The organism is Streptomyces corchorusii (assembly GCF_001514055.1).
GTDB classification, from domain to species: domain Bacteria; phylum Actinomycetota; class Actinomycetes; order Streptomycetales; family Streptomycetaceae; genus Streptomyces; species Streptomyces olivaceoviridis.
Window position 1 is genome coordinate 1 of the sequence record NZ_KQ948387.1, and the last position, 25061, is coordinate 25061.

At 68.4% G+C, this 25061-nt stretch carries 19 protein-coding genes and 4 pseudogenes; 11 read left to right on the forward strand and 12 right to left on the reverse strand.

Annotated features, from left to right (window positions below; genetic code table 11):
- The 3 genes and pseudogenes from AQJ11_RS47870 to AQJ11_RS52030 all read left to right on the forward strand — a co-directional run.
- Window positions 1-169 (forward strand): transposase (locus AQJ11_RS47870; RefSeq protein WP_159061734.1); only part of this gene is annotated, 169 nt, incomplete at its 5' end.
- A 544-nt stretch (window positions 170-713) separates the two neighbouring features.
- On the forward strand, window positions 714-1190 hold the full coding sequence (locus AQJ11_RS47875) for a DUF6233 domain-containing protein (RefSeq protein ID WP_341846326.1): 477 nt from the start codon (window positions 714-716) through the stop codon (window positions 1188-1190).
- A gap of 299 nt (window positions 1191-1489) precedes the next feature.
- A pseudogene (locus tag AQJ11_RS52030) lies at window positions 1490-1588 on the forward strand (DUF6207 family protein); the annotation flags it as partial.
- Window positions 1589-1711: 123 nt separating this feature from the next.
- Here AQJ11_RS52030 and AQJ11_RS44330 read toward each other — a convergent pair.
- From AQJ11_RS44330 to AQJ11_RS44340, 3 genes are all read right to left on the reverse strand, one after another.
- Window positions 1712-2440 (reverse strand): mycothiol-dependent nitroreductase Rv2466c family protein, encoded by a 729-nt coding sequence (locus AQJ11_RS44330; RefSeq protein WP_244218677.1) that lies wholly within the window; start codon window positions 2438-2440, stop codon window positions 1712-1714.
- Between the two features lie 70 nt (window positions 2441-2510).
- Window positions 2511-3587 carry an NADH:flavin oxidoreductase gene (locus AQJ11_RS44335; RefSeq protein ID WP_079082715.1) on the reverse strand — a complete coding sequence of 359 codons (1077 nt, stop codon included), beginning with the start codon at window positions 3585-3587 and terminating at the stop codon, window positions 2511-2513.
- Window positions 3588-3936: 349 nt separating this feature from the next.
- Window positions 3937-4317, reverse strand: coding sequence for a hypothetical protein (locus tag AQJ11_RS44340; protein ID WP_059267298.1), 381 nt, complete (start codon window positions 4315-4317; stop codon window positions 3937-3939).
- Between the two features lie 630 nt (window positions 4318-4947).
- Here AQJ11_RS44340 and AQJ11_RS44345 point away from each other — a divergent pair.
- A complete protein-coding gene (locus AQJ11_RS44345) occupies window positions 4948-6066 on the forward strand; it encodes a pentapeptide repeat-containing protein (protein WP_244218674.1) in 1119 nt (372 codons plus the stop codon).
- Window positions 6067-6070: 4 nt separating this feature from the next.
- On the opposite strand, the pseudogene AQJ11_RS44350 reads toward AQJ11_RS44345, so the two are convergent.
- Window positions 6071-7190, reverse strand: a pseudogene (locus tag AQJ11_RS44350) (IS630 family transposase).
- An 81-nt stretch (window positions 7191-7271) separates the two neighbouring features.
- Window positions 7272-7838: a TetR/AcrR family transcriptional regulator gene (locus AQJ11_RS44355; RefSeq protein WP_059267299.1), complete on the reverse strand. Its 567-nt coding sequence runs from the start codon at window positions 7836-7838 to the stop codon at window positions 7272-7274.
- 92 nt (window positions 7839-7930) lie between these two features.
- On the opposite strand from AQJ11_RS44355, the gene AQJ11_RS44360 reads away from it, so the two are divergent.
- Window positions 7931-8305: a MerR family transcriptional regulator gene (locus AQJ11_RS44360; RefSeq protein ID WP_059267315.1), complete on the forward strand. Its 375-nt coding sequence runs from the start codon at window positions 7931-7933 to the stop codon at window positions 8303-8305.
- Here AQJ11_RS44360 and AQJ11_RS44365 read toward each other — a convergent pair.
- From AQJ11_RS44365 to AQJ11_RS53045, 3 genes and pseudogenes are all read right to left on the reverse strand, one after another.
- Entirely contained in the window at window positions 8257-9069 is an 813-nt protein-coding gene (locus AQJ11_RS44365) for an alpha/beta fold hydrolase (RefSeq protein WP_059267300.1), read from the reverse strand. The genes AQJ11_RS44360 and AQJ11_RS44365 overlap by 49 nt on opposite strands.
- 40 nt (window positions 9070-9109) lie before the next feature.
- Entirely contained in the window at window positions 9110-9595 is a 486-nt protein-coding gene (locus AQJ11_RS52035; protein WP_244218675.1) for a beta/alpha barrel domain-containing protein, read from the reverse strand.
- A gap of 13 nt (window positions 9596-9608) precedes the next feature.
- Window positions 9609-10478, reverse strand: a pseudogene (locus tag AQJ11_RS53045) (oxidoreductase); the annotation flags it as partial.
- Window positions 10479-10495: 17 nt separating this feature from the next.
- Here AQJ11_RS53045 and AQJ11_RS44375 point away from each other — a divergent pair.
- The 6 genes and pseudogenes from AQJ11_RS44375 (at window position 10496) to AQJ11_RS44415 (ending at window position 18535) form a co-directional block, all read left to right on the forward strand.
- Window positions 10496-11698, forward strand: a complete 1203-nt coding sequence (locus tag AQJ11_RS44375; protein WP_059267301.1) for an MFS transporter — start codon at window positions 10496-10498, stop codon at window positions 11696-11698.
- 67 nt (window positions 11699-11765) lie between these two features.
- Window positions 11766-12473, forward strand: a complete 708-nt coding sequence (locus AQJ11_RS44380) for a DsbA family oxidoreductase (RefSeq protein WP_079082717.1) — start codon at window positions 11766-11768, stop codon at window positions 12471-12473.
- Window positions 12474-13672: 1199 nt separating this feature from the next.
- Window positions 13673-14776, forward strand: coding sequence for a helix-turn-helix domain-containing protein (locus AQJ11_RS50655; protein ID WP_244218676.1), 1104 nt, complete (start codon window positions 13673-13675; stop codon window positions 14774-14776).
- Window positions 14777-14845: 69 nt separating this feature from the next.
- Window positions 14846-15776: pseudogene (locus AQJ11_RS48990) on the forward strand (IS5 family transposase).
- A 1199-nt stretch (window positions 15777-16975) separates the two neighbouring features.
- Window positions 16976-17263: a hypothetical protein gene (locus AQJ11_RS44410; protein ID WP_059267306.1), complete on the forward strand. Its 288-nt coding sequence runs from the start codon at window positions 16976-16978 to the stop codon at window positions 17261-17263.
- A 156-nt stretch (window positions 17264-17419) separates the two neighbouring features.
- Window positions 17420-18535: a hypothetical protein gene (locus AQJ11_RS44415; protein WP_159061818.1), complete on the forward strand. Its 1116-nt coding sequence runs from the start codon at window positions 17420-17422 to the stop codon at window positions 18533-18535.
- An 18-nt stretch (window positions 18536-18553) separates the two neighbouring features.
- Here the strand turns inward: AQJ11_RS44415 and AQJ11_RS44420 are convergent, their stop codons facing one another.
- The 4 genes from AQJ11_RS44420 to AQJ11_RS44435 all read right to left on the reverse strand — a co-directional run bounded on the left by AQJ11_RS44420 (window position 18554) and on the right by AQJ11_RS44435 (window position 24697).
- The gene (locus AQJ11_RS44420; protein WP_059267308.1) at window positions 18554-21997 is read right to left on the reverse strand and encodes a CHAT domain-containing protein; all 3444 of its coding nucleotides are present in this window, start codon (window positions 21995-21997) and stop codon (window positions 18554-18556) included.
- Between the two features lie 18 nt (window positions 21998-22015).
- Window positions 22016-22387 (reverse strand): hypothetical protein, encoded by a 372-nt coding sequence (locus AQJ11_RS44425; RefSeq protein WP_059267309.1) that lies wholly within the window; start codon window positions 22385-22387, stop codon window positions 22016-22018.
- 194 nt (window positions 22388-22581) lie between these two features.
- Window positions 22582-23631 (reverse strand): hypothetical protein, encoded by a 1050-nt coding sequence (locus tag AQJ11_RS44430; RefSeq protein ID WP_059267310.1) that lies wholly within the window; start codon window positions 23629-23631, stop codon window positions 22582-22584.
- A 190-nt stretch (window positions 23632-23821) separates the two neighbouring features.
- Window positions 23822-24697: a GNAT family N-acetyltransferase gene (locus tag AQJ11_RS44435; RefSeq protein WP_059267311.1), complete on the reverse strand. Its 876-nt coding sequence runs from the start codon at window positions 24695-24697 to the stop codon at window positions 23822-23824.
- Window positions 24698-25061: the final 364 nt, after the last annotated feature.

The following is a 25061-nucleotide window of genomic DNA, read 5'->3' on the forward strand; positions in this document are numbered from 1 at the left end:
CGGCTCCGGCCTCGGCGTCTACCGGTGGGTGGTCGAGCGGACCTTTGCCTGGCTGCACGGCTTCCGCCGACTGCGCGTGCGCTGGGAACGACGAGCAGACATCCACGAAGCGTTCCTCAAACTCGCCTGCTGCCTGATCACCCACCGACAACTGAACTCATTTTGTTAGCCGTTGTGAGTCGGATTGGCTTGATCGCGTTGGATCGGGGCAAGCGGAATCTGTGTCATCTGCGTCGTCCGACCTGCTCACCCAAGTTCGCCATGCCTTGCTCCAGGCAGGATTCCACCTGGTCGCAGAGGATGCGCAGGACGGCAGGCCGGGGCTTTCCGTCACAACGGTGCCGGATGGAGTGCTGGTGAGGTGGACGGCCTCTGACGGGTTCGCCTCACTGGCAAAGGAAAGGACCAGCCCGGCGCCTCCGGCGACAGCATGCAGGCGATCGTCCAGGCCGCGGTGTCCGGCCTGCTTCTTCAGCTGGGTCACACGGTCACAGAACCTTCTGCCGAAGGTGACCTGCTCGTTCTCGCCGCCCAGCAGGGCTGACAAGTACGTCAGGGAATGACCACCGGCCTTCCCTGCACACGTCCTTCGAGCATCTACCCCACCTGGCCGCTGAGCTTCAACCTCAGGCGGTGAAAGTCCCCCGGCGGCTGGTGCTTCATCACAGAACGTCACTGGCGCGCAGCCGGACTCGCCAACTAGGCAGTTTCGTTTGGATCAGTCGGTCGTTGGTCTGGGGGTGCCGTTGACTGACGCGCATGGGGCAAGCGAAGACACGGCGGGCCGGGAGGAGCAGGTGGGTGGTGAGCAGCCGCTCTCGCGTCTGGACGCGCTGCGCTTCGCCCGGCGCGTCGTCGAGCAGCAGGCCGTCCGGCAGCTTGAGCTCATCGACCGCTGGATCGCAGAGGAGGAGCGGCGGGAGGCGGAGCGGCGCCGAGGTGAGCAGATGCGGCCGGCCCCTGCGGACTGGCTGATCCAGCACGGCCTCAACCAGGCCAACGTCGACGCCGTCCACGTCGGCGGCTGCTGGGCCGCGAAGAAGAGCGGCCGATGCCGCCCCGCCACGCGCGAGCAGGCCCTCGACGCGCTCCGAAACCAGGTGCCGCCCTGCGTGCACTGCCAACCTGACCACAGCCTGCGGCATCGACTGAAACGAGAACGCCCCGGCCAGCATGCTGGCCGGGGCTGAACCCGCAAAGGGGTGTGATCGTGAAGGGCGGTCGCCTGCGCGGCGAAAGGCAATGCGAGGCTTCAGCCGAACGATCGTCCTCGCATGCGATAGATGAGGCCCGGGGACACTGTTCCCTTCACCATCACGGCTGGTTCAACCACACCTGCCCGGCGAACATTCCCGCGCGCCCTACGGGGTTCCTGGGATGTTCCCGGGCGCTGCACCGCTTCCGTCGTCGCCGCGAGGTAGCCCTACTCGGTCGGGTGATCCCGCCAGGAGGGGAGAACTGCGCGCGGCGCCGGCGCGTGATGTCCGGTATGAAGCCGATCAGCGAAGTGCATGTGGCGGAACCAGGCCTGGCCGTCGTCGAGGTCGCGGCCTGTGATGACGAGACGGCATTCGCGGCCCAGGAACTGCTCGCCGGCCGGTCCCGCCCCCGTGGAGCACGTGCAGGGCCGCGATGGGGCCGTGTGCCAACCCGGCCCTCGGCTCCCGACGGGAGCGGAGGGCCGGGTCGGCACGGAAGTCCCCGTGTACGCCTACTTCTTGAGCCTGCGGCTCCCGGCGTGCCAGTCCTCGGTCTTGCCCGTCTCCTGCGCTGTGACGCCGAACGACGCCAGCTGCGGGCGCTCACGCAGGCTGCGCTTGATCTCGGCGAAGCCGGGGAACCGGGCGAGGCCGATGACGTGGTCCCACAGCACTCCCGCCTGCTCCTCGTCGGGCAGCCGGCTGATCACCGGTCCGAAGAACGCGACGCCCTCGGGCGGTTCGAAGTGCACGATCGGGGTGCCGACGTCCTTGCCTGTCAGCGACAACGCCTCGTCGGACTCGGCCTGGATCCCGGCATCACGGGTCACGTCGTCGAGCGCGTCTACGAGCGAGGCCGGCAGGCCGGCCTCGGCCAGGGCGTCGGAGACGAGGGCGGGGCTGCCCTGCCACCCGGGGGTCCGGCCCTCGTCGGGCCCGGCCTCCATGATGCGCGCGCCGAAGGCCTCGTAGAGCGGGCCGACCGCCTCACGTCCGTGCTTCTCCCTGACCGCCGAAGCCACCCGCAGCAGCCGTAGGCCCGCGGTGTGCTGGGCGTTGTACTCCGGGGGGAAGTGCGTGTCGTAATCGAGGTGCGCGTTGATCAGTCGCAAGGAGATGAACCGCCAGTCGACGGTGTACTCGCGCTGCGCCTGGACGATCCGTATCCACTTGCTCGTCATCCACGCGAAGGGGCAGACGGGATCGAAATAGAAATTGATGTCGGCCTTCTCTGCCATCATGTCCACAATCGTAGGTTCGACTGATGCTCCGGGCGGGTGGTGCTGTCGTGGCGGGTGGACCACCGCGGGCTCAGTAGACCAAGGTCTGCCAGCCCTTCATGTAGTTGATGAAACGCTCGCTCAGTCCTCCCGCGCGCAAGTACTGTGCGGTGACGGGAAGTTGCGGGCTCTCGTACCGCGGGTCGGCCCTCACCTGCCGGGGGAAGTCCCGCTGCAGGATTCCTGCGCGGCCGATCAGCACGAAGTCACAGCCCTCGTCCAGCAACTGACCGGCGCGCTGGGCGGTCCTGACCTTTCCCGCAGCGCCCACGCGCACGCTCTTCCGGGGGATGTCGGTGAAGACGCTGAGCATCGTCTTCCCGCGAAACTCCCCCTCCTGGACGATCTGCGCAGAGTCCCACAGGGCCAGGTCGAGGTAATCGATCAGTTCCCGGTCGAGGATCTCGGTGACGATCTCGCGCAGTTCTGCCAGGCGCAGCCCGTAGCGCTCGACGGACAGGCGCCAGCCGATCTGGAAGTCGGGACCGCATGCCTTGCGGATTCCTTCGATCACCTCGATGGTGAGGCGGGCTCGGTTCTCGGTACTTCCGCCGTACTTGTCCGTACGGTCGTTGAGCATGGGGGACATGAACTCCGACAGGATCCACCCGAAAGCGCCGTGCACGGACACCCCGTCGAATCCGGCTGTCTCCGCTCTCACCGCGGCGGCGATGAAACTGTCGCGGATTTCTTCGACTTCTTCCGTCGTGAGCGCGTCGGTGCCCGGCACGGTGGTGCTGGACGCCGGAGCCGGAACGCCGCCCAGTTCCGGGCGGGCGCGGTGCCCGGCGTGGTGCAGCTGTACCGCCGACAGGCCGCCGCCTTCCCGCACCGACGCGGCCATGCGGGCCAGGCCGGGAATGTGTTCGTCGCTGTGGATACCGAGCTGGCGCACGAATGCCTTGGCGCCGGGTTCGACGGTGGCGGCAGCGGTCTGGATCAAGGCGTAGTCGCCCTGGGCGAGTTGTCTGATCCATTCCTGGTCGAAAGGAGAGGCCGAACCGTCGTGCTCACTCTGCTGATTGGTGAGCGGCGCCAGCATGAATCGGTTCCGCATGGCTGGGCCGTGCGCGAGTGTGAGGGGCTTGAACAGGTCGGGGACCGACATCAGAACTCCAGATGGTCGTGGTCGCGAGAGGCGTGGCCGCGCACGCGTGCGGGCCGGGTGAGGGGGTGGGGCGCAACGCGTCCGACGCCACACGGAGTTGCCGGATCGGACGGTCATTTCCCGGCGCCTACGCCGCGCCTCTCGCGCCGTTGGCGCCCGGCCGGACCTCGCCCCGGGGTGGGGACGAGACCACTCCGGCGGCCGCCCGCAGTTGAACGGGACGGCCGTCGGCGGGAACGGACCCGTATGCCCCGGGTGGGGTGATCGGATCGGCCGTAGCCTCTGCGTCCGTTCCCGGGGGTTCAGTCCGCCCGGCCGGGTTCGGGGGCGGGCGGAGGGCGAAGTGCCGTCAGAAGGTCAGGATCCGGTAGCCGGCCTCCACCAGTTCCCGGATGCTCGCGACACCCGGGGTGCCGGGCGCCTGGTTCTGGCCGATCTGCTTGATCCCCTCGCCCTCGATGCCCTTGTTCGCGCCGAAGACGGTCGTGCAGCCGGAGGAGGCCACCGTGGCGACCTGCTTCTTCACCGCCGTGTAGAGCTCGTGGGCGGGGTGCTCGGAGTCGGCCAGCACGGCGGGCCAGCGCGTACCGGTTCCCTGGAACAGCACCAGGGCCTCGCCGTCCTGCGCGAACTCCCAGGCGGTGGCGAGGGCGTCGAAGACGCGGCCTAGCGCTTCGTCGGTGCCGGTCGACGGGTCGGACAGGACGACGACTGCGGTCTTGTTTCTCATTGCGAAAGCTCCTCGAGTCGGGTGAGGTGGACGAATTCATTTTTACCGTACGTTCGGTAATTTTATAAAAGTGACGCCGGTCACACCTCAGGACGGCCTGTCGGAGTGGAGGAGGCGCGGTCGCGGCCGCCTACGTTCACGGCGGTCGCCGGCGCCTCGACGGCGGGCACGACGACCGCGTCCGCATCGTCCCGAACGATGCCGGTGACCCGCACCCGGTCGTAGAAGGGCGGCGGGCGCGGAGGGCGACGTCATCGGCCGCTGCGGTCCGCAGCACGCGCGCGGAGCGGTCGACACCGCTCCCGGCGGCTCACCCTGGCGCGCCGCGCGTGGTGGGTCACCTGCGCGACGGCGTGCAGGTGACATCCGCCGTTCAGGCCCCCACGCGGGGTGAGTACGTGCGAGACGGTGCTGGTCGGTTGCGACCAGCTCGGCCCGCACGGTCATGCCGTACGGCCGGACGGCGGGACGCGTCGCGTTGCGCGCCGCCCGCGGTCGCGGCTCGTGCTTCCGGCGGAGGTCCGCTAGTGCTCTGACCGGGAAGGTTCGCCGGGTTCGGCCTTGTTCTAGGATCCTCTGGCTATGGGGGGATCTTTTCGTGACCGGTGGCGCCTGACTCGTGCCGTTGCTGTGGCGCTGACCGCGCTGGCCGTGATCGTGTTACTGGGCGTCGTGCTCCTGGTTCTTCCGGGGCTGATAGTCGACCACGACCTCGCAGGTGGCCACCTCGCTGCAGCGGACCGGTTGAACGCGGTGAACAACGTGCGCACCACGCTTCTGCAGACGGTCGGCGGTGCGGTCGTCCTGTTCGGCGCCTATGCCACATGGCGGCAGCTGCGCGTCAGCCAAGACGGGCTGAACGCAACCCGAGAGGGGAACATCACCGATCGCTTCAGCCGGGCCGTGGATCAGCTCGGCAGTGACAAGCTGGACGTGCGGATCGGAGGCATCTACGCGCTGTGGCGGATTGCGGATCACTCCGACCGCGACCGCGAGGCGGTCGTCTCCATCATGGCGGCGTATCTGCGGACACACCTTCCCTGGCCGCCGCAGGAACCCGCAGTGCCGGCGGCGGACGTGTCCATTAACGCGGTGCCCCCGTTGGAGACCCGCGCCGCGGACGCTCAGACAGTGCTGACCTGCCTCGGGGTCCTGTACCAGGAACGCCGTCCGGAGTGGCTCAACGTCAGTTTGACCGACCTGCGCCGGGCCGACTGTGACGGATTGTGGCTGCACGGAGTCAACTTCGACGGCGCATGCCTGGAAGCGGCGAGCGTCTACCAGGTCAACCTGAGCAAGGCGTCACTGATCGCCGCCAACCTGCGGCATGCCGAACTCGGCACTTCCATTCTCCACCAGGTCCGCTGTCTGCAAGCCGATCTGCGCGGTGCACGCCTGGTCAAAGCCGACTTGAGGTCGGCGGACTTCTCCGGTGCGGACCTGCGGGAGGCGAACCTTCGCAAGGCTCGTGCCCAGGGTGCCGTGTTCGTCGGCGCGGACCTGCGGTTGGCCGACCTCCGGGGCTGCGACCTCACCGAGACTGACCTGCGAGAGGCGAGGCTGGAAGACGCGCTGGCGAGCGACCTCACGATCTGGCCGACCGGCTTCGACGCTCAAGCAGCCGGCGTCGTTGTCACGGCGGACCCCGGCATCGAACCGGACAATCTGCTTCCGGCTGCCGCGCTCACGAGGCGAGTCCCGCTGCTGCAATCAGAGCCGATGCATGGTCCGTCAGCGTCGGCGAATTGAGCAATCAGGCAGCGCAGTCGATGGGCTGCCCGCCCCAGCGGATGCCCTTCTCGCTGCGGATGCGGGCGCGTTCCCTGCGCTGGGCTGCGAGCACGTCAGGGTGACGGGCGTTGACGTTGCGCCAGCGCAGGTAGCGGTGCAGGGCCTGGGTCTGCGCGGGATGGCTTCGGTGGTGTGAGTTGGCCAGGGTGAACTGCCGCAGCGGGCCGAAGTGCGCCTCGATCGGGTTGGCCCAGGAGGCGTAGGTCGGGGTGAAACACAGTTCGACCTTGTTCTTCTTCGCCCAGCGGCGGATGTCAGCGCCGGTGTGGGCGGAGAGGTTGTACAGAATGAGGTAGATCGGGGCGCCGTCGGGTCGGGCAGCACGGATGGACTTCAAGGCAGCGAGGCTGTTGGCGGTGCCTTTGCGGCGGCGGTGACTCCCCACAGCCGGTCGTCGCCGACGGAGTAGCACCCGTGGAAGTAGGTGACGCCGTGGGTGCGGTGGTAGGTGGCCGGCAGGCGGTTGGGCTTGCCCTGTTCGGCCCAGCAGGAACCGCCGGTGGGTCGGATCCCGAGCGGGCCGAACTCGTCAAAGGCGAAGACCCGGTCCGGGAAGCGTTCCAGCACCTGCTCGATACGGTCGAGCTTGGCGTCGCGGTCTGGGTCAGGGGACTCCTTCCATGTCTTGGTGCGCTGGAAGGTGATGCCACGGCGCCGGAGCAGGCACCGTAAGGCCTCACGGCCGATGCGGATGACGCGTCCATGCACGCGGCGCAGGTAGGCGGCGAGTTTGCGGATCGACCAGCGGGTGAAGGGCTGGCCGAGCTTGGTGGGGCGGGTGGTGGCCGTCTGGACGACGAAGTCCTCATCGTCAGGCTTGAGCAGGCGGGGACGGCCTCCCGCCCAGCGAGGGTTCAGGCAGGCCAGGCCGATCTCGTTGAACCGGTGGATCACCTCCCGCACCGTGTCCTCGTCGGCCTGGACCAGCTGGGCGATCACCGGGACGCGGTTTCCGCCGGCGGACGCGAGCAGATCATCGCCCGGCGAAAGCGCACCGAGCTGGTACTGCCCCGGCGCACGATCTGCTGCAGCTTCTGCCCTTCCTGGTCGGTCAACCTGCGCACACGGACAGGCTCGGCCACCACACCCCCAACGGTCGGACGGACGCCACCGACATCCAACCGCCACAACAGCCAACCCGGCGAACCTTCCCGGTCAGAGCACTAGTCCTGCTCGGGTGCCAGCAGGCGCGGCAGGAGCGCCACGGCTTGTGCGAACGGCTCCGTGTCACCCAGCACCCGGGCCAGCACCAGGGCTCCCTCGATCCGCAGGAAGGCGTCCTTGGCGGCGCGCTGTGCGTCTTCCGGCCGGCACCCGGCCCGCTGTGCGGCTTCGGCCATCGCCTCGATCCACGTCATGGCGAGCGAGCGGGCATGCTCGCGGACCTTCTCCGGGGCCCCCGCCAGCGTCATCGTGTCGAGGACGCACGACAGGGCTCCCGCCCCGTAGAAGTCGCTCAGTCTGCGCGCGGTCTCTTCCGTCCCCCGCGAGACGTCGGAGTCCGTCCGCATCGGCTCCAGGATCCACAGGAAGCGATCGCCCACCTTGGTTAGGACCGCCTCCGCGATCCCTTCCTTGCCGGCGGGGAAGCGGTGGTAGAGACTCGCCCGCTGCAGGCCGGAGGCCGCCGAGAGGTCGCCGATGAGGGCTCCCTCGAAGCCTTTCTCCCGGAACACGGGCATGAGCAGGTCGAGCAGCTGGGCCTCATCGATGGAGGGGGGACGCGCCATGCTGCAAGGTTACCGAACTTTCGGTAACTTTGGGGGCGGAGCTCGGCGTCGACGCGTCGAATGGTGATACGGCAGCACCACAGAGGGCGATGATGAGGATCAAGGAGCTTTCGGAACGGGTCGGCGTGTCCACCCGCCTCCTGCGCTACTACGAGGAGCAAGGCCTCCTCACCCCGCGTCGTGAGGAGAACGGCTACCGGTGCTACGAGGAGGCGGCGGTGGAGCGGGTCCGGCAGATTCGCGACCTGCTGCGAGCCGGGCTGACCACTGAGATCATTCGAGAGGTCCTCCCGTGCCTGGGTGCCGCCGCCTGCTCCCAGTACGACGACCCCGAGTTCGTCCGCCGCATCACGGCGGAGCGGGACCGCCTGCGCGAACGCGTCACCGTGCTCACGCAGAACCTGAACGCTCTGGACGACTACCTCAGCGCCGTGTCCCGGCTCACGCCGTCCGCCGATGCTGCCTGACCGTGCAGGAAGTCCTCGAGTGCACGGTTGAACGCCGCCGGATCCTCCAGGTAGGGAAGGTGCCCGGTGCCGGGGAAGCGGCTGATCGTGGCGTCCCCGGCGAGCGCGATCAGCTGGTCGGTGGAGGACGTCGGGACGAGGTGGTCCCGCTCTCCCACGATCAGCTGCACGGGAACGACCAGTGCGCGGAACTCCTCCACCTGATCGAGGGCGTCCACCTGGTGGAAGACGGCGTTGACGTGTGCGGGATCGATGCGGTCGGCCGAGATGAGGAAACCCCGCGCGATGCCGGCGTGCCCGGAGACCCCCATGCCTTCGAGCAGCGCCTGCGCCCACTCGCGCACCCCGCCCGGACGCAGGAGCAGGTCGTACAGCGCGACGCGTCGTTCGTGCTCGCGCGGCGGAAGCTCCAGACAGCCGTTCACGACGGTCAGACGCCTGACGCGGTGCGGCGACCGTGCCGCGAGCGCGATCCCCACTCTGGCACCCATGGCCAGCCCCACGACCGACACCGCGTCGATCCGGAGGTGATCGAGTACCGCCCCGGCGGCGTCCGCGTACTGCGCGAACGGGATTCCCATTCCCGTGGAACGCCCGTGGCCGGGGAGGTCCACGGTGATCACCCGGTGGTGCTGCGCGAAGGCTCGGCGCTGGTGTAGCCAGTTGTTCGCATTGCCGCCGAGACCATGGAGGAACAAGACCGCGTCGTCGGCCGTGCCCTCGTCGGTGCAATGGAGGGTTTCTCCCTGCCAGTTCAGTTCCATCGCCTCACGCCCTTCCCGCCGGGTCCGGTCCGTCCTCGTCCTAGAGGCTGCCCGGCCGCACGACGTCGCCCCAGCCGCGCAGGTGGTCGATGAAGCGCTCGCTCAGCCCGCCCTTCCGCAGGAAGTCCGCGGGCACGGGGAGAGCCGGACTCTCGTGCGAGGCATCCGATTCGACCAGCACGGGGCAGTTCCGCTCCAGAATGCCCGCCCGGCCGATCAGTACGAAGTCGCAACCCTCGTCCAGCAGCCGCGTGGCACGCCCGGCGCTCCGGATCCGGCCGGCCGCGCCGCCGTTCCGGGGCAGGTCGGCGAACACGTTGAGCAACGTGCGCCCTCGGAACGAGCCTTCCTGGACGATCTGGTGGTAGTCCCACGGGGCGAGATCCAGGTAGTCGATCAGCTCTCGATCGAAGATCTCCGCGGTCATCTCCCGAAGCTCCTCCAGGCGCAGGCCGTACCGCTCGATCGACAGATGCCACCCGATCCGGAAGTCCGGTCCGCACCCCCGGCGGATCCCCCCGATCACCTTCGAGGGTGAAACGGGCGCGGATCTCCAGGCTGCCGCCGTACTTGTCCGTGCGGTCGTTAAGCATCGGAGACATGTACTCCGACAGGGTCCACCCGAAGGCGCCGTGGACCGCGACGCCGTCGAACCCGGCCCTTTCGGCCCTTCTCGCGCCGGCGATGAAGCTGTCACGGATGCGCTCCACCTGTGCTGTCGACAGGGCGGAGATGCCGGGGAGCGTATGAGGGGAGGCGGGCGAGGGCACGCCTTGGAACCGCGGGTTCGCGCGGTGGCCCGCGTGGTGGAGCTGGACCGCGGACAGGCCGCCGTTCTCACGGATCGCCGTCGCCACCTCCGTCAGGCCGGGCAGGTGCTCGTCGCTGAAGATGCCCGGCTGCCGAGCGCACGCGATGCCACTGGCTTCGACGATCGTCGCGCCGGTCTGCACCAGCCCGTAGCCGCCTTCGGCCAGCTGGCGCATCCAGTCCTTGTCGAACGCGGAGAGGAAGCCGCCCGGCTCGCTCTGCTGACTCGTGAGCGGAGCCGTCATGAACCGGTTCCGCATCGCGGGGCCGTGCAGGAGGGTGAGGGGCTCGAAGAGGGCGGAGACGGTCACGGCGATCTCCCGTGCACTAGCGGTCGGTCGTGGGGCGTGCGCCACCGGTCCGCTGTCCGTGCGAGTCGGCCACGCATGGCCCACCTTCACACCTTCACATCTATGTGAAGGCAAGCCGCCGGGTCCGCCCCCGGCGCACCGCCGCCGAGGCGCTCGCCGGCCCTTCCTGAACAGCCGCTTCACGGTCCCGTTTGCCTTCACATCGATGTCAAGGTTGCAAGCTCTTCCGCGTCGCCGCTTCCGCGGTGCACTGAGACGAGGCACGCCGTCGAGCTTCGGCTTCGGCATGCCAGAAGGAAGAAGACATGACCAAGGTTCAGGACGCGGTCCGGCAGGCGCCGACAAGAGACCGCCTGCCCGTCGCCGCTCTCGTCGCGCTCTTCACGGCGGGCTTCATCACCACCCTCACCGAGGCCCTGCCCGCCGGGGTGCTCCCCGAGATGAGCCGTGCGCTCGGCGTTTCCGAATCGGTCGCCGGACAGACGGTGACCATCTACGCCGTCGCCACGATGCTGACGGCCATACCCGTGGCGGTCGCCACGACGAACTGGCCCCGGCGACACCTCCTGGTCGTCGCGCTCGTCGGGTTCCTCGTCGCCAACCTCGGCACAGCCGTCTCCGTCAACTACACGATCACGATGGTGGCGCGGTTCGTCGCGGGTGCGGCGTCCGGTGTGACGTGGAGCATCCTCGGCGGCTATGCGCAGCGGATCGCCCCGGACGCGCTGAAGGGCAGGGCGATGGCCTTCGCCTTCGCCGGCACCCCCGTCGCGCTCGCCCTGGGGGTTCCCATCGGAGCCTTCCTCGGGCAGATCGTGGGCTGGCAGGTGACCTTCGCCCTCATGTCGGTGCTGAGCGCCCTGCTCATCGTCTGGGCCCTGTGGAAGCTGCCGAACGTCCCCGGCCAGAAGGCCGCCGAGCGGTTGCCCCTCCCTCACCTCCTGCGCATCGGGGGTCTGCGCACCATCCTGGTCGTCACGGGCGTGTACGTGCTCGCCCACACCATCCTCTACACGTACATCGCCCCTGTGCTGGCGGGAGTCGGGCTCGCGGACCAGGTGCAGTGGATCCTCCTCGCGTTCGGCATCGCCTCGATCCTGAGCATCTGGCTCACCGGTGTGTTCGTCGATCGGCATCACCGGCGTCTCGTCATCCTCAGCACGGTGTTCTTCGCGGCGGCGGCGGTCGCGCTGACCCTCTGGTCGGGGAACGTGGTCGTGGACTACGTCGCGGTGACGGCATGGGGACTCGCGTTCGGCGGCGCGGCGACCCTGTTCCAGGGCGCGTTGATGGCGGCGTCGCGCGAACACGCCGACGCCGCACAGCCGTTGATGGTCACCATGTGGAACGGCGGCATCGGTCTCGGTGGCCTGGTCGGCGGCATCCTCCTCGCCGGCCTCGGATCCGCGTCGCTCATGGTCGCGGTGGCGGTCCTCGTCGTCCTCACGGTCATCGTGGTGGTCTCCGCCCGGACCCACGCCTTCCCCGCACCCCACGCACGCAGTTGAGGGCTCGCCGCCCCTCATCCACGTACGGGGCTGAACGCTCGGTGTCATCATACGAAATGAGGCCGCTATGACCACCACCCGGCAGAACGCCGACCCCACGTCCACATCCGCGTCGTCAACAGGGCCCGGCCCGATCCGAGTCGACGTGTGGTCGGACATCGCCTGCCCCTGGTGCTACATCGGCAAGCGCAAGTTCGAGTCAGCCGTGGCCGAGACCGGGATCCCGGTGGAGATCGAGTACCACGCGTTCGAACTCGCCCCGGATCTGCCCGAGGAGTTCGAGGGGAGCGAGCGGGACTACCTGGAGATCCGCGGCTACTCGGACGATGAGGTTGAGCCGCTGCTCGCCCGGATCGTCGGCGCGGCGAAGACCGTCGGACTGGACTTCGACTACGCCGTCCTGCGGCACACGAACATGCTGAAGGGACACCAGCTGATCCACTGGGCGAAGACGGAGGGACGCCAGCTCGACATGGTCGAGCGCATCCTCGCCGCCCACTTCGAGCAGGGTCGGCACGTCGGCCGGGACCAGGACCTCGCCGACCTCGCCGCGGAGATCGGACTCGACCGCGAGAAGGCGCTCGCCGCACTCGAGGGGGGCCGGTACGTCGACGAGGTGCAGGCGGACGAGGCCCGTGCACGACAGCTCGGCATCCAGAGTGTTCCGTACTACGTGTTCGAGAACGCCTACGGGGTTCCGGGCGCGCAGGACGCAGCGACGTTCGCGGGCATCCTGCGCCAGCTCGCCGAGGAGAAGCGGGAGGCCGCCCGGTGACCGGGGAAGTGCCGTGCCGGATAGTGCAGTTGACGGTGCTGGAGGCTGCCGTTTGCGTAGACGGCGTGTGCACGGTGTCGGAGGTCTTCGAGCCAGAGGTGTCCGAGCCCGGGGCTTCTGTGGCCGAGGCTGCCGTCCCTGCAGAGAACGATCCCGCGTACTGATGGCTGCCGCCTGTGGACGTCCCACAGGCGGCAGCGCTCGACCGGTCGACTGTCGCCCCGGATCAGCTGGTGGAGGACTTCTTCACCGAACTCCTCGGCCAGCACCGAAGGCCGTCCCCGTAGACCGGCGATCCCCTACCTGAGCATCGCAGCAGCGGCCCTCATCGGAGACCGCCGGCCGCGAGTCAGAACAGGCGGCGCGCACCAGCGTCTGTCCGCCACGTCAGGCAGCGCTGAACTCGTGAGCGAGGCCACCGCGCCACTGAACCCACTGCGGGTCGTCCAGGGACGCATCGAGGTTGGCGACGCCGGCGCTTTCGAGGAACACGACCAGGTCGTAGTCACCTAGCTAGTGGCTCGTCACGCAGCCTTGGTCGTGTAATCAACGGTGTCAGTGATCGCGGCTATGGTTCCCGGTCATGGGGTTCTCGGGGTCTTTCATCGTGGCGCGAGCCAGCCAGCCACTGACGGAGTTGGCGGCGATACGGTCCTTGGACTGCGTGCCGTGCTGGTGGGCGCGTGATGGCGAGTGGCAGATCCTGCAAGCGTGCCCTATCGCGGATCCGGACTCTTCGATCATCGGTGAGACAGACGCTTCAGTCCTGGTCTCGCATGTGGTCGACAGCGACTTCGCGACAGTTCAGGCAGCGAGTCCCGATGGCCTGTCATGGCAATGTGCTTTGTCGCCGGAGATGGCGAGGGACTACGGCCTCCCAGGTGACTGGATCGGTGATCCGGTCGAAGTAGGTGAGCGAGCCGCAGCCTGGGCTCAAGGGGCCGGCCTTCAGCCGGACCCGGTGGCGCTCCGGACTGCCCTGGTGGCTGAGTGTGATCCGCTGGCGGAGGACTTGGTCTTCGCGCTCGTTCACGCCTTGGGGTTCCGGTTTCGTGGCGGGGGTGCCTTAGAACCGCCAGCCGTGTGATTGGGGGCCTCCGTTCGCCAACTGCGCCCCTCAGATTCACCAACCTGAGTGCTCGGTCACCCCATCTGCTGCTCGTCGGTCAGCAGACTGTCTCCAAGAGCTGATCTTGGAGGTGGCCGTGGGACGTCGACCGAGTGTGTTCGTGCGGCCGGTCACGATGGGCGAGGGCCGGAAGCTGCAGCGGATCAGCTGGAGCGCGAAGGACCCGGTGAGGCTCCGCCGGGCGATTGTGGTGCTGATGTCCGCCCAGGGTCAGACGGTCAAAGACATCACCATGCTGATGCAGGTCGGCGAGGACTACGTCCGCGATGTCATCCACGTCTTCAATGAGCGGGGGTTCGACGCGCTGGACCCACAATGGGGCGGGGGACGCCCCAAGACGATCAGTGACGAGGTGCGCGAGCACATCTGCCTGATCGCCCGGACGTCCCCCGCCGACTGGAAGATCACCGCGTGCTCCACCTGGAGCCTGAGCAAGCTCGCCGACCACCTCATCAAGCAGAAGGTCACCGCAGCCATCAGCCGGGAGACCCTGCGCCGCATCCCCCGCGAGGGCAAGGTCTCCTGGAAGACCGCCACCACCTGGAAGGGCGTCCACCGACCCGGAGTTCATCGCCAAGATGCACCGCGTCCTGGCTCTGTACGACACTCCGCCCGCCGACGGACGGGTGATATGCGTCGACGAGTTCGGGCCGCTGAACCTGATGCCCCGCAAGGGCAAGGCATGGGGGCCGGTGAGGCGCCCGCGCAGGCTGCGGGCCACCTACAACCGCTACAACGGCGTGATGCACATGCTCGCCGCTCTCGATCTGGCCACCGGCAAGCTGTACTACCGCATCCGCCCGCGCAAGCGCTGGCGCGAGTTCCTCGGCCTGCTCAGGCCCTGCGTGCGCGCTGGCCCGGTCAGAAGCTGTACGTGGTGCTGGACAATTTCTCCCCGCACAAGCACGTCGAGGTGCGGACGTGGACCGCTGACAACGACGTCGAGTTGGTCTTCCTGCCAACCTACGGTTCCTGGCTGAACTGGATCGAGTCCGAGTTCGCGGCCCTGCGCTACTTCGCCCTGAACGGCACCGACCACCGCAGCCACGGCGAACAGAACGCAGCCATCGCCTCCTACGTCCGCTGGCGCAATGCCCGCGCCGAACCGAAGACGACCTTCGCCCCAGACTCACCGATCCGTTCATGGACCGACTACCCGGCCAACGCTGCGTGACGAGCCACTAGACTAGGACTTGTCCGGCCGATCATGTGACTACTCCGCAGTCGTGTCGTTGATGTGGACATGGGGCGGGGCGATCTGACGGATGCCGAGTGGGAACGGCTGCGGCCGTTCCTGCCGGTCAGCAACAGGCGTTGTGGCAGGTGGCGGGATCACCGGCAGGTGATCGACGGGATTCTGCACCGGGTGCGGACCGGCGTTCAGTGGCGTGACCTGCCCGAACGGTTCGGGCCGTGGAAGACGGTGTATGAACGCCACCGGTTGTGGTCGGCCGATGGGACGTGGGAGCGTCTGCTCCAGCAGGTCCAGGCCGAGGCCGACGCGGCTGGCGAGATCGACTGGGACATCGCCGTCGATTCCACCATCGTGCGCGCTCATCAGCATGCTGCCGGCGCCCGCACCGAACCACCGCCGGCGCCCGCCTCAAAGGGGGCCGAACCGGCAGAACACCAGGGCGAAACGCCGTGGCAGAGCCTCGTCGCCCGCCTGGTGGAGGTGGTGCAGGAGGTGAGGGCCCGGGCCGCTCGCGGGGCGGGTTCACCACCAAGCTCCACCTGAGCGCGGACGGCCGCTGCCGCCCGCTGTCCTTGATCGTCACACCGGGACAGCGGGCGCACTGCACGCAGTTCAGCCGGTGCTGGAGAAGATCCGCGTCCCGCGGATCGGGCCGGGCAGGCCGCGCAAGAAGCCTGAGAGTCTCGCGGCGGACAAGGCTTACAGCAACGGACCGTGCCGCAAGTACCTGCGGCGCCGGGGCATCCGGCACACGATTCCGGAGAAGACCGACAGCCAGGCCGCCCGACTGCGCAAAGGGTCACGCGGCGGACGGCCACCCGGCTTCGACGAAGACCGGTACAAGAAACGCAACACCGTCGAACGGGCGATCAACCGGCTCAAGCACGCTAGGGCCGCGGCCACCCGCTACGACAAACGCGGCTACGTCTTCCTCGGCACCGCGACTGCCACAGCCCTTGTCATCCGGCTTCGTGCATGATCGGCCGGACAAGTCCTAGACGGTGCCGCCGCTCCACCGCAGCGCCGGGCTGTGCGGCTCGGTGCTGTATACCCTGATCACGGGGCCTCCCTTGAAGGTCACGGTGGCAAACGGCCAGACCGGGACGGGTTCAGGGAGCTTGTCCAGGTCGCGCAGCCACTGTTCGGCGGCCGCGCTGAAGAACCGGGGGCTCTCGCGTCCGGCGCCAGCCGTGCGGTGCCCAGGCGGCCCCACTGGTCGACGGGCAGGAACGCCGGGCCGTTGGGGTCGGCACCGGCAGCCAGTTTGGCTTCCTTCCACGCTAGCCAGCAGCGCACCGGGCAGGAGGCGCGTTCTTGCCGTAGGTGAGACGGGGACGGTCCGGGACGGGCGGTCCTTCACTGAGGGGACGGTCACCTTCAGACCTTCGCCCACGACCTGGATGTGCGCATCGTCCATCAGGGACATCTCCTCGTTGCGCCCTGCCACGGCCAGCTTCAAGGCGTTCAGAGTCTGGTCCCGCAGCCGGGCCAAATCCGGCACCCGGTAGACGGTGCGACGCCGGGCCGTCGGCTGCGGCTTACACTCGCGCGGGGGGTTGGCCATCGTCCGCAGGTCGGCTGGGGTGATGGCAGCCGCCCGGCCAGCGCCCGGCCCGGAAGGGCTGACCCGCCGCGTCATGCTGCGAACTCGTCATCGAGCGCCAGCTCAGCAACCCGCCTCTGGCCGGCGGCGAGGTCCAGCGCGGTGCTGACCGCCTGGTAGGCGAAGAGAGGGTCGTCGGCGTTCACGCGCGGGACGGCTGGTTCGGGGGTCCGGGTCGGCGGTGCTTACCCATGTGCTCGCGGCCTTCGATGGATTGGCAGGTTGCTTGGGGAATTGGAGTCGTTGATGCGGTCGCCGACCGTGGGCGTGCTGGGCTGGTCACCATGAGCGAGCACAAGCCCACTCAGTTCGATGGGGGTGCACTTGTCTGACCGCGGCAAAGCGCCCATCGGACTGGCCAGCCCAGGTACCCCGCCGCATGCCGCCGACTCCGAGCCGTCCCAGTGGCGCGAAGTGTCCGATCTGCCGCGGCACTGTCCCCATGCCACTCACGGCTGCTCCCAGGAGCCGTCACCAACAGCTCTGGGATTGAAATCAATTGGGAACCTCCATTATCAAGGTCATCACGATACTGTGGATCTGCTCGCCCTTATGGCCACAGAAAGTTGTACGCGATGAAGGTGTACAGGATCATAGTGATCCACAACGGTGAGGAACCCCGGCCGGATGAGGTTCAGGCGATTGCCGGCTACGTACGGAACAACATGGGACACGACACCGCAGGCGCCGGGCTCACCCTGTACCGGGGGGATTCGGTCCCGAACAACGACCTGATGATGGCGATCTTGGTTCGGTTGGACAGCGAGGGAAAGCTTCCCGGCGGGGACATCTCCAAGGCTGTCTTGCAGGAATTGAACACCACGAAAGGAAAGATCGCCCTGGGGATCGTGCCTCGGGCGTAGGCCGCTCCGCTGCATCCGTGGTGCGGCGGCGGGCAAGGCGGCGGTCTCTCGGCGTGCTCTACGGGTTCCACGTGTCGAGCGTGGTTGACCACACGTCAATTGCTGTGAGACTTCCAGTGTTGGGGTTCACGCTTTCATGGGGGTTGTATGTCGTTGGTGGGGCGCAAGGAGGGCGACGGGTTTCCGGCCGGCGTCCGTTTCAAGCAGACCGAACGCACAGACCAGGCCACCTACCACGTGTACGGAGGGCCGAGTCGACGGGCCGCACTCGAATTTCTTCGAGGGGCCCATGTCAAGGATGAACTGGTCTACAACATCGTGGAGACCCCAGAGGGCAACTTCGGGCGGGACCTCGTCTACTTGTTCCACGAGGCCGACGGCGAGCTGATCGAGTTGGGAGAGCGGCCGCAGAGCCGGAGCCCTTCGCCGTCGGGCACGCGGTGTGCTTGGTGCGGTTTCTTCGTCGTCCCGTACAAGCTGCCGATCAATGAAGAGAACGAGAACGTCGGCTCGGTGTCGTTGATTCTGACCTACACCGAACTCGCGGTCCTGGTGAAGACGGGCGGCGGGCTGCACTGCGGTGCCTGCTCGATGCTGCAGTGTGCCGTGTGCAGTGGCATCACCCAGACCGGTGGCACGGCGCTTGCGACCGTCTGCCGGGCCTGTGGTGGAAAGTTGGCGGTCCAGACCGTTATCGGTCCTGTCGAGCGCGCGGGCGCGTCGGGTCGGCCCGACGCGGAGCAGATGGTCACGCTGCCCCCGGATCCGGATGGGGACGAACTGTGGGGCATGGCGCCGCTACGCCTGCCGTGGAGCATCGATGTGGCGCGGTTCTTCGGGCAGAGCACACTGCCGTATGTGTGGCCGGGGGACGCTCGTCACACGGGGTACATCGGCAGCGGGGAGCAGGCCCAGGCGCTCCTGCGCGCCAGTTGGACCAAGGTCTTCCTTCATCACCCCAACCCTGAGGTGGTGCTGGGATGTCTGCGCAGCGCACCCCCAGACGGGATGCTGACCCTGTCGTCGCTCGCCGATCTGCTGGCCTCGCCCACGGCCGAGCCGCGAGTCAAGGAAGAGGCATCGAGAGTACTTTGGCAGCTGAGCGACGGATCGGTCGGTTACACACTCAACATCCTCTTGTCGCGCGGCATACTCACGTCCGGCTATGACACGCACTCTGTTCACCAGGCCCTTGGGCATCTCCGCACGGCCTGTCCTCAGAGTCGGCGTGCCTGGTTCGAGGAGCAGTTGGCACGGTCCGAGGACGACTGACCTCCGGAACGCCGGAGGTCAGATGCCGATGTGGACGTAGGACGCCCAGAGGAACGGGTTCTGGAGCGTGTTCGCGGTGCCGTCTCCTCTGCGGGCGCGAAGGCACGCCCCATGGAGGGCCTGTGCTGCGCGATTCACGTCCAAGTCGCCCTCCGGCGTGCGGAGCCGGGCGTAGAAGTCGTCGGCGATGCGTACCGAGAGCTGGTCGTCGATCTCCCACAGCGTGCTGATCACATGCGGGAAACCGGCGATCTGGAACGCCGAAGCCAGATGGATTGACTCGTCGAGCAGGCGCACCGGTTGTGTCGCCGCGGTGTTGCACGCAGACAGGTAGGCGATCTGCGCTCGGTCCAGCGCGACCGGGGCCAGGCTCGCGGCGGTCAGCGGGTCGTGCTCGTGGTCCCGCAGCAGGAGTCGGCTGAGTGAGGGGTGGTGCGGGTCGGTGGCGCCGTGGCAGGAGAAGTGGGCGATCGGGTGGTGGGCGAGGCGGGCGAGGACGGAGGCTTTTGTCGGCTCCGCCGTGGCGTCCAACGCGGCTTCTTGGTGGGCGAGCACGGTGAGTTCGGGCAGGTGGCTGCGCAGCACCCCGACCTCTTCTGTGACGTACGGCAGGCGGCCCAGGCCGGGGAGACCCGGCGTGGTCGGCATCGCTACCACCAGCGCCGGGAGCGTCGGCCCGCGCCGCGCGGGTGACGTGGTCTGCCTGGTGTGGATGAGTGTGCGCAGGGACGGGGCGTAGGAGGAGACCACGCGGTCGATGACCGTGCGCGGGCACCGCTCACGGGCCGCAGTGATGTGGTGGCCCGCGGCGTGAATCGGCAGCAGGCTCAGCAGGCCGCAGGGAACCCACCAGACTCGGGGCCAGGGCTCCATGTCGGCAGGGCTGGCGCGGTGGCCGAGTGCCTCTAGCACCGGGGCCGCGATGGCGTCCCACAGCCACTCCAGTACGGAGAGCATCCGGGCCCCTGCCCGCTCCTCCGCCACCGCGTCCCCCATCAGGATCGACTGCCGGGCCGCCAGGAACGCCGAGGCATGGGTGGCCACGCCGTCCTCGTCGGCCTGCGGGAGCGGCAGCGCTGTGACCCCGTCCCGGGTGACCAGGAGGCCATGACTCCCGTAGGAGCTGACGTTGAGCACGACAACCGGCCCTGCCTGCGCAGCGTCGAGCAACTCGTCGGCGACGGGCGGCAGACCGAACGAGCCGAAGCCGTCAAGTGCCCTAATCCTGGCCTGCGTAGCGGCGAACTCCGCGGCGAGTACGTGCCGTTCGCGGCCGCCGGGCTGCGGTGCGGCCGTGGGAGTGCTGGGCTCCGCACCACCCGACGACGGGCTGGCTTCCCATGGCTGGTCGAGCAGATCGCGGAGTTCGACGAAGCGCGCGGCGAGATCAGGGTGTCTGAGGCGCAGGGCGGACAGGTCGTCGCGGCCGTCGAGTACCTGGCTGATGAGGATCCCGCGTCCCGTCTCTAGCAGGCTCAGGGCCCGCCGCGGCCGGTCCGCCGCGGGCAACCGTGGATCGGCCAGGACGAGCGAGGCCGCCTCGCCGGCCAGTCCCGCCAGGCCGCCCAGCGCGTGCTCCTGGTCGCTGCGGGCCAGGCGGCGGGGGCTGACCTCCGGCAGGAGTCGTACAGCGTTCTGGAGCAGGTCCGTCGCACGCAGCACTTCGGATGCGGCGACCAGGTCGGCGGCGGCTGCCCTCGCGGATCCGAGGCGCTGCCACACCGGTGCCGTGTCCACGGCCCACGCCTCGACGTCCGCCGCCGTCGCGGCGCTCCGGTCGTCCGGGTTGCCCGTTGAGGCGTGGCGGGCGCGCAGGGCGGCACCCAGGTTGGCGAGGAACCGGGCGCGTTCCGGGTTGGTGTCGGAGATCAGCGACACGCTTCTGCGGCCCGTGGACACCGCCTCTTCCACGTCCTCAAGACGCCCGGTCCGTGTGTGCCTCTGGGTCAGGGCGTGCGTCAGGTTCGCGAGATACCGGGCCAGATCGTCGGCCTCTTGATTGGTCGACGCCGCCACCGCGCGACGCGTCACGTCGATCCCCTCGTCCAGATCCTCGGGTTGGCCGACGTACTGGAACCGCGCCAACAGAACGTTGCCGAGATTGGACAGGTGCATCGCCCGGTCGGACCTATGGATCCCGATCGCCACCGCCTCACGGCACAGGTCGACCGACGCCTCGATGTCGTCCCGGTTCCGCGTCCGCCGGCACCGGGCCCACAGCAGCAGGCCCAGCGCGTTGAGCACCGTGGCACGCCGTCTGCGGTCGAGGGCTGGGTTCTGCAACTGCGCCCGCTCGTGGCGGATCGCCTCGTCCAGATCCGCGATCGCCCCGGCCTGCCTGTGACGCAGGAACAGCAGTTGGGACAGTACGCCCGAGAAGTGCGCGGGTCCGGGCCAGGGGTCCTGCGTCCGGGCCAGACCGGCGCGGGTGAGTACGATGGCCTCGTCCAGGTCCGCGACCGTACCGGTCGCCTCGTACCTGTTCACCAGAGCCGCCACGAGGATCAGCTCGGGTGGCGCCTTGGTGCGTGCGGGGGCGCTCTCGGCGGACGCACGTGCGAGGCGTACGGCTTCGTCCAGATGTCCAGAGCTCCCCGAGAAACGTGCCTGGAGGGCCAACTGGACTACCAGGCTGGCCAGATACGTCTGCCGCTCGGGATGGTCAACTGGAGTCATGTTGAAGGCCTCTAGGCTGCACGCCAGGGCCTCGTCCAGTCCGTCCGCGGTGTGAGTCAGCTCGCAGCGGTCCGCCAGGGCGGCGCCGAGAGCGTTCAGGCTCATGGCCTGGTCGCTGCCTTCGCGCGGGCGGGCGTTGACCCCGCGCCGGGCGACGGCGACGGCTTCCTCGAGCGCCTCGGCGCGTCCGGTCTCCATGACGAGCCGACGCAGGCTCTGGACCAGATTGTGGAGCGCGTGCTTGCGCGCGGGGCCCGGCCGGCTCAGCACGACAGCCGTGCGCTCCAGGTCGATCGACTCCTCCAAGTCCTCGACCGATCCGAGGTACTCAAACCGCTCGTTCAGCGCCGAGCCGAGATTCGCCAGCGCGGCAGTGCCGTCCGACGGCCGCGAGGGAGGCAGGCGCGTCGAGGTACGAGCCACCTCGATCGCCTCGTCGAGATCCGCCTTCCGCTCGGCCACCTTGAACCGCTCAAGGAGCAAGGTCGCAAGCGCCGAGAGGCAGACGGTGTCCCTCCGGGCCAGGGAGGTGGCCTCGCGCCCGGCGGCGATCGCAGGTTCCAGATCCGCCGCATCCCTGGTCTCCTTGAAGCGCAGATGCAGCGCGCTGAGAAGCCGGTAAAGATGCGGTACGCGGCCGGGATCGTCGGCCGGCAGCGCTGCGACGGCGGCGCGGAACGAGGAGATCGCGCTGTTCAGATCCGCCGGGGAACGGGTTCGCTCGAACCGGTCCCAGGCGGAATCGCCTGCCTCCGCATACAAGTTCGCCTCATCGAAGGGGTACACCCAGGGCAGTCCTTCGCTTCACGGCAGGAGGATCCGCTGGGGATCCTCGCGGATCAGACTGAGCATCCGGTCCAATTCGGCCGGTTCGACGCCCGCCGGCACCTCGAGCCTGGCCCCAGACGCGAGCTCGATCACGATGCGCTGCCCCGCTTTGGCCGCGCCGCGGCCCAGGATGCCGGTCACCAACGCGGTGAGGGCGGAACTCGCAGCAGCGATGGTGGCCACGAGGATCGCAGCGTCCCCCGTCCGAAACCTCGACGCCGACTGTTCCAACTCCACCGAGATGTCGGAGTCCCAGGAACCGTCACGGCTCAGATCGCCGTGCAAATCCTCCGCCGCACGCGAATCCGACGCGACAATCACGCGCCACTTGGGCAACCCCACCGCCATCCCCCAGTCCCTTCGCCAACGTGTTCAACACAGGCGGATCAGATACCAGTTGGTAGCTGAGTATGGCACGGGGCGATAGCCCCCAATCACGATTTGTTTCCATGAGGCAGAGGCATTCTTGGCCATGGACCATGCGAACTGTTCCGTAGAGAAGCCGGAGCGTCACACTCGAGGATAGCCTTCGACCATGTCGGTTAGCGGTGACTGCTGTCTCGCCATCGCACGGCGCGGTGCGACGTAGGCGAGTCCGGCTGCCGTGATGGCCCGGACGTGATCGGCTGTGCTTGCAGATCCCCGTCCATCTGCCTGGGATAGCCGGGAATCGGCTCCGGCCCGGGGGTGTCGGCGTCCGGGGCTGCGGTGGCCGGTGGCCGGGCAGCTTCGGCGGCCTGGAGCGCCTCGAGTGCCTCGGTGAAGTCGCGGGCCGCGTCCGCCAGCAGGCGTTCCTCTCCGTCCGCGCCGATCAGGGACAGGCGGTGCAGGTAGGTGCGGGCCGCCCGCTGCGCGGGGTGCTGCGGGTCGGGATGGGCCCGGGCCACCGCGGCGGTCTGGGGGTGACGGCTGATCAGCTGGTTGAGGATCTTGTGCTGCGCCTGCTCGGCCCGGGCCTTGAGCTGGCCGATCTCGAAGCCGAAGGTGAGCCGATTGACGTGGCGCAGGGTGCGCAGGAGTTCCGGGATGTCCGCGTCGGCCGGATCATCGGCCAGCACGAGGGCGTTCAGGGTGTCCAGGGCGCCGGTGCGCGCCCGTTCGGGCCCTTCGGGCTGCGAGTCGGCGTAGTGGCCGGCGAGGTGGGTGAGGACCTGCTCGTCAGGGACGGTGTCCAGCGCCAGAGCCCAGATCTGCCCGCCGCGCCGCCACGACGCCAGGCCGGGCGTTCGGGGCCGGTGCTGGACGGGGTCGTCGGGCTGCACGTACCGGATGCGGTGGTCGAGCCACTCGGCTGCCTCGGCCGCCAGCGCCTCGCGCAGCAGCGCCGCGCCGCTCCGGCCCCGGCGCCTGCGCCCGCTCGGCAAGAGCGCGTCCGGCGTCCGCGTACAGCTCGCCGGAGTAATAGCCCGCCAGGTGACGCCGCCGTCCTCGCTGACCTCTGCCACGGCGAGGTTCTCCTCCCGCTCGTGGTTCAGGTACCAGCGCATGGCCACGATCGCGTCGTTGATCAGCAGACCGGGTCCGTCCACGTCGGACAGCCCGGGGTGGGTGTAGGTGCTCGACAAGGCGTAGAGACGGTCGGTGTCGGACACGCGGCGTCTCCCTGGTCTTGGCGATTGCCGATCGACGCGGCTGTCGGTTCACACTGCCGGGCACCGCACCGCGCGCAGGGCGTGGCCGACGGCGACTCCCGCTCGGCGGGAGCACAAAGCGCGCGGCCGCCCCCGGCGGTCCGCCGGACGGTCTGGTGCCGTCTGCATCTGTCGCGCTCGCTGCTGCTTCCTAACTGGCCTCGGCTGTGACGCAGGCAAAGTCGTACGGGGCCCAATCAGCGATCCGGCGGTATCCGAGGCGTTGGTAAAAGGCATTGCTGGTGGGGTTGCCTGCGTCCGTGAAGAGCACGACCTCGGTGGCGCCTGCGGCACGCGCGGCCCGGCTCACCTCTGCGGTGACGGCGGCTGCGTAGCCGCGTCCGCGGAAGTCGACTGGAGTGTAGACAGGGTCCACCCGGACCATGCCGGCGATCATCGGGTTCACACCTGCCATGGAGACGGGAGTGCCGTCGGGGGTCTCCCAGAAGGTATAGGTCTTCTCGGCGAAGCGGGTGCTCGCCCAGGAAGAGGCGTCGATGGTGACCTTCTCTCCAAGGTCGACAGCGAGTTCACGGCACCAGCGCATGAGGTGGTCGTGGTCCTGCTCCCTCACCGGGCGGCTATGGCCGTCTGGGTGCGGGTTCGGCGGGGTGAGGGTGTCGAGGCGGTAGAGGTGCATCCGGACTCGGAGTGTGGGCGTCGCGCCGGTGTGCCGCTGCCATGCTTCGGCGAACGCGGTCGCGGTGTCATGGTCCGCGGTGACGCCGGCGAGGGTGTGGCCGAGGCCGGTCAGATGGACGGCGAGGGCTTCGGCCTGCTCGGGGGAGAGTGGAGTGAGGGTCAGTCGGCGGGTCGGCGGGCGATAGAAGATCGCTTGAGTCTCGCCCGCCGACTCCAGTCGGCCGAAGAGGACGGCACCTGGGGTGAATGCGCCAGGTTGGGTTCGCCACTTCTCCAGCCTGGTGAGTGGCGTGTTGTGCAGAGCGGGGCGCGAGCGGAGAAAGTCCCCGGCACGGGTGAGGAAGTGGTCGATGTCTTCGGTGAGGTGCCAGGCATCCGGGAGCATGCTTCATGATCCAGGAAGTGCTCGGCTCGGGGCAGCACTTTGCTCGGAGATGTACTGTCACCACGACTGGGCCGATGCCTTTCAGTCACGCGACCTCGCTACTCCTGACGAGTCAGGAGCAGCAACTGTCCTTGCCGACAAGAGGCGCCCTTGACGGAGTTAGAGTCGACGATCAGCGTGACTACTGATCTTTTCGTTAGTTCTGTGGGTGTGATGGGCTTGTTGGCGGGATCCTGGTGTCGTGTCTTTCAAGTCTTCGTCTGTTGTCTCCGCGCCTGTCGTTCCTCCCTTGACGCGGCCCCAGTTGGCCGAGGCTCGGCGTGTGCGGGCGGCTGAGTTGTTCGAGCAAGGACGCTCGAGTGCC

What these genes read in the sequence shown, in the direction of transcription:
- AQJ11_RS44425 (WP_059267309.1), bottom strand. Translation starts at nt 22,387, where the DNA reads ATGGCGGTGGGGTTGCCCAAGTGGCGCGTGATTGTCGCGTCGGATTCG.
- AQJ11_RS44330 (WP_244218677.1), bottom strand. Translation starts at nt 2,440, where the DNA reads ATGATGGCAGAGAAGGCCGACATCAATTTCTATTTCGATCCCGTCTGC.
- AQJ11_RS44335 (WP_079082715.1), bottom strand. Translation starts at nt 3,587, where the DNA reads ATGTCGGTCCCCGACCTGTTCAAGCCCCTCACACTCGCGCACGGCCCA.
- AQJ11_RS44375 (WP_059267301.1), top strand. Translation starts at nt 10,496, where the DNA reads ATGACCAAGGTTCAGGACGCGGTCCGGCAGGCGCCGACAAGAGACCGC.
- AQJ11_RS44340 (WP_059267298.1), bottom strand. Translation starts at nt 4,317, where the DNA reads ATGAGAAACAAGACCGCAGTCGTCGTCCTGTCCGACCCGTCGACCGGC.
- AQJ11_RS44365 (WP_059267300.1), bottom strand. Translation starts at nt 9,069, where the DNA reads ATGGAACTGAACTGGCAGGGAGAAACCCTCCATTGCACCGACGAGGGC.
- AQJ11_RS44380 (WP_079082717.1), top strand. Translation starts at nt 11,766, where the DNA reads ATGACCACCACCCGGCAGAACGCCGACCCCACGTCCACATCCGCGTCG.
- AQJ11_RS44360 (WP_059267315.1), top strand. Translation starts at nt 7,931, where the DNA reads ATGAGGATCAAGGAGCTTTCGGAACGGGTCGGCGTGTCCACCCGCCTC.
- AQJ11_RS44435 (WP_059267311.1), bottom strand. Translation starts at nt 24,697, where the DNA reads ATGCTCCCGGATGCCTGGCACCTCACCGAAGACATCGACCACTTCCTC.
- AQJ11_RS44410 (WP_059267306.1), top strand. Translation starts at nt 16,976, where the DNA reads ATGAAGGTGTACAGGATCATAGTGATCCACAACGGTGAGGAACCCCGG.
- AQJ11_RS44355 (WP_059267299.1), bottom strand. Translation starts at nt 7,838, where the DNA reads ATGGCGCGTCCCCCCTCCATCGATGAGGCCCAGCTGCTCGACCTGCTC.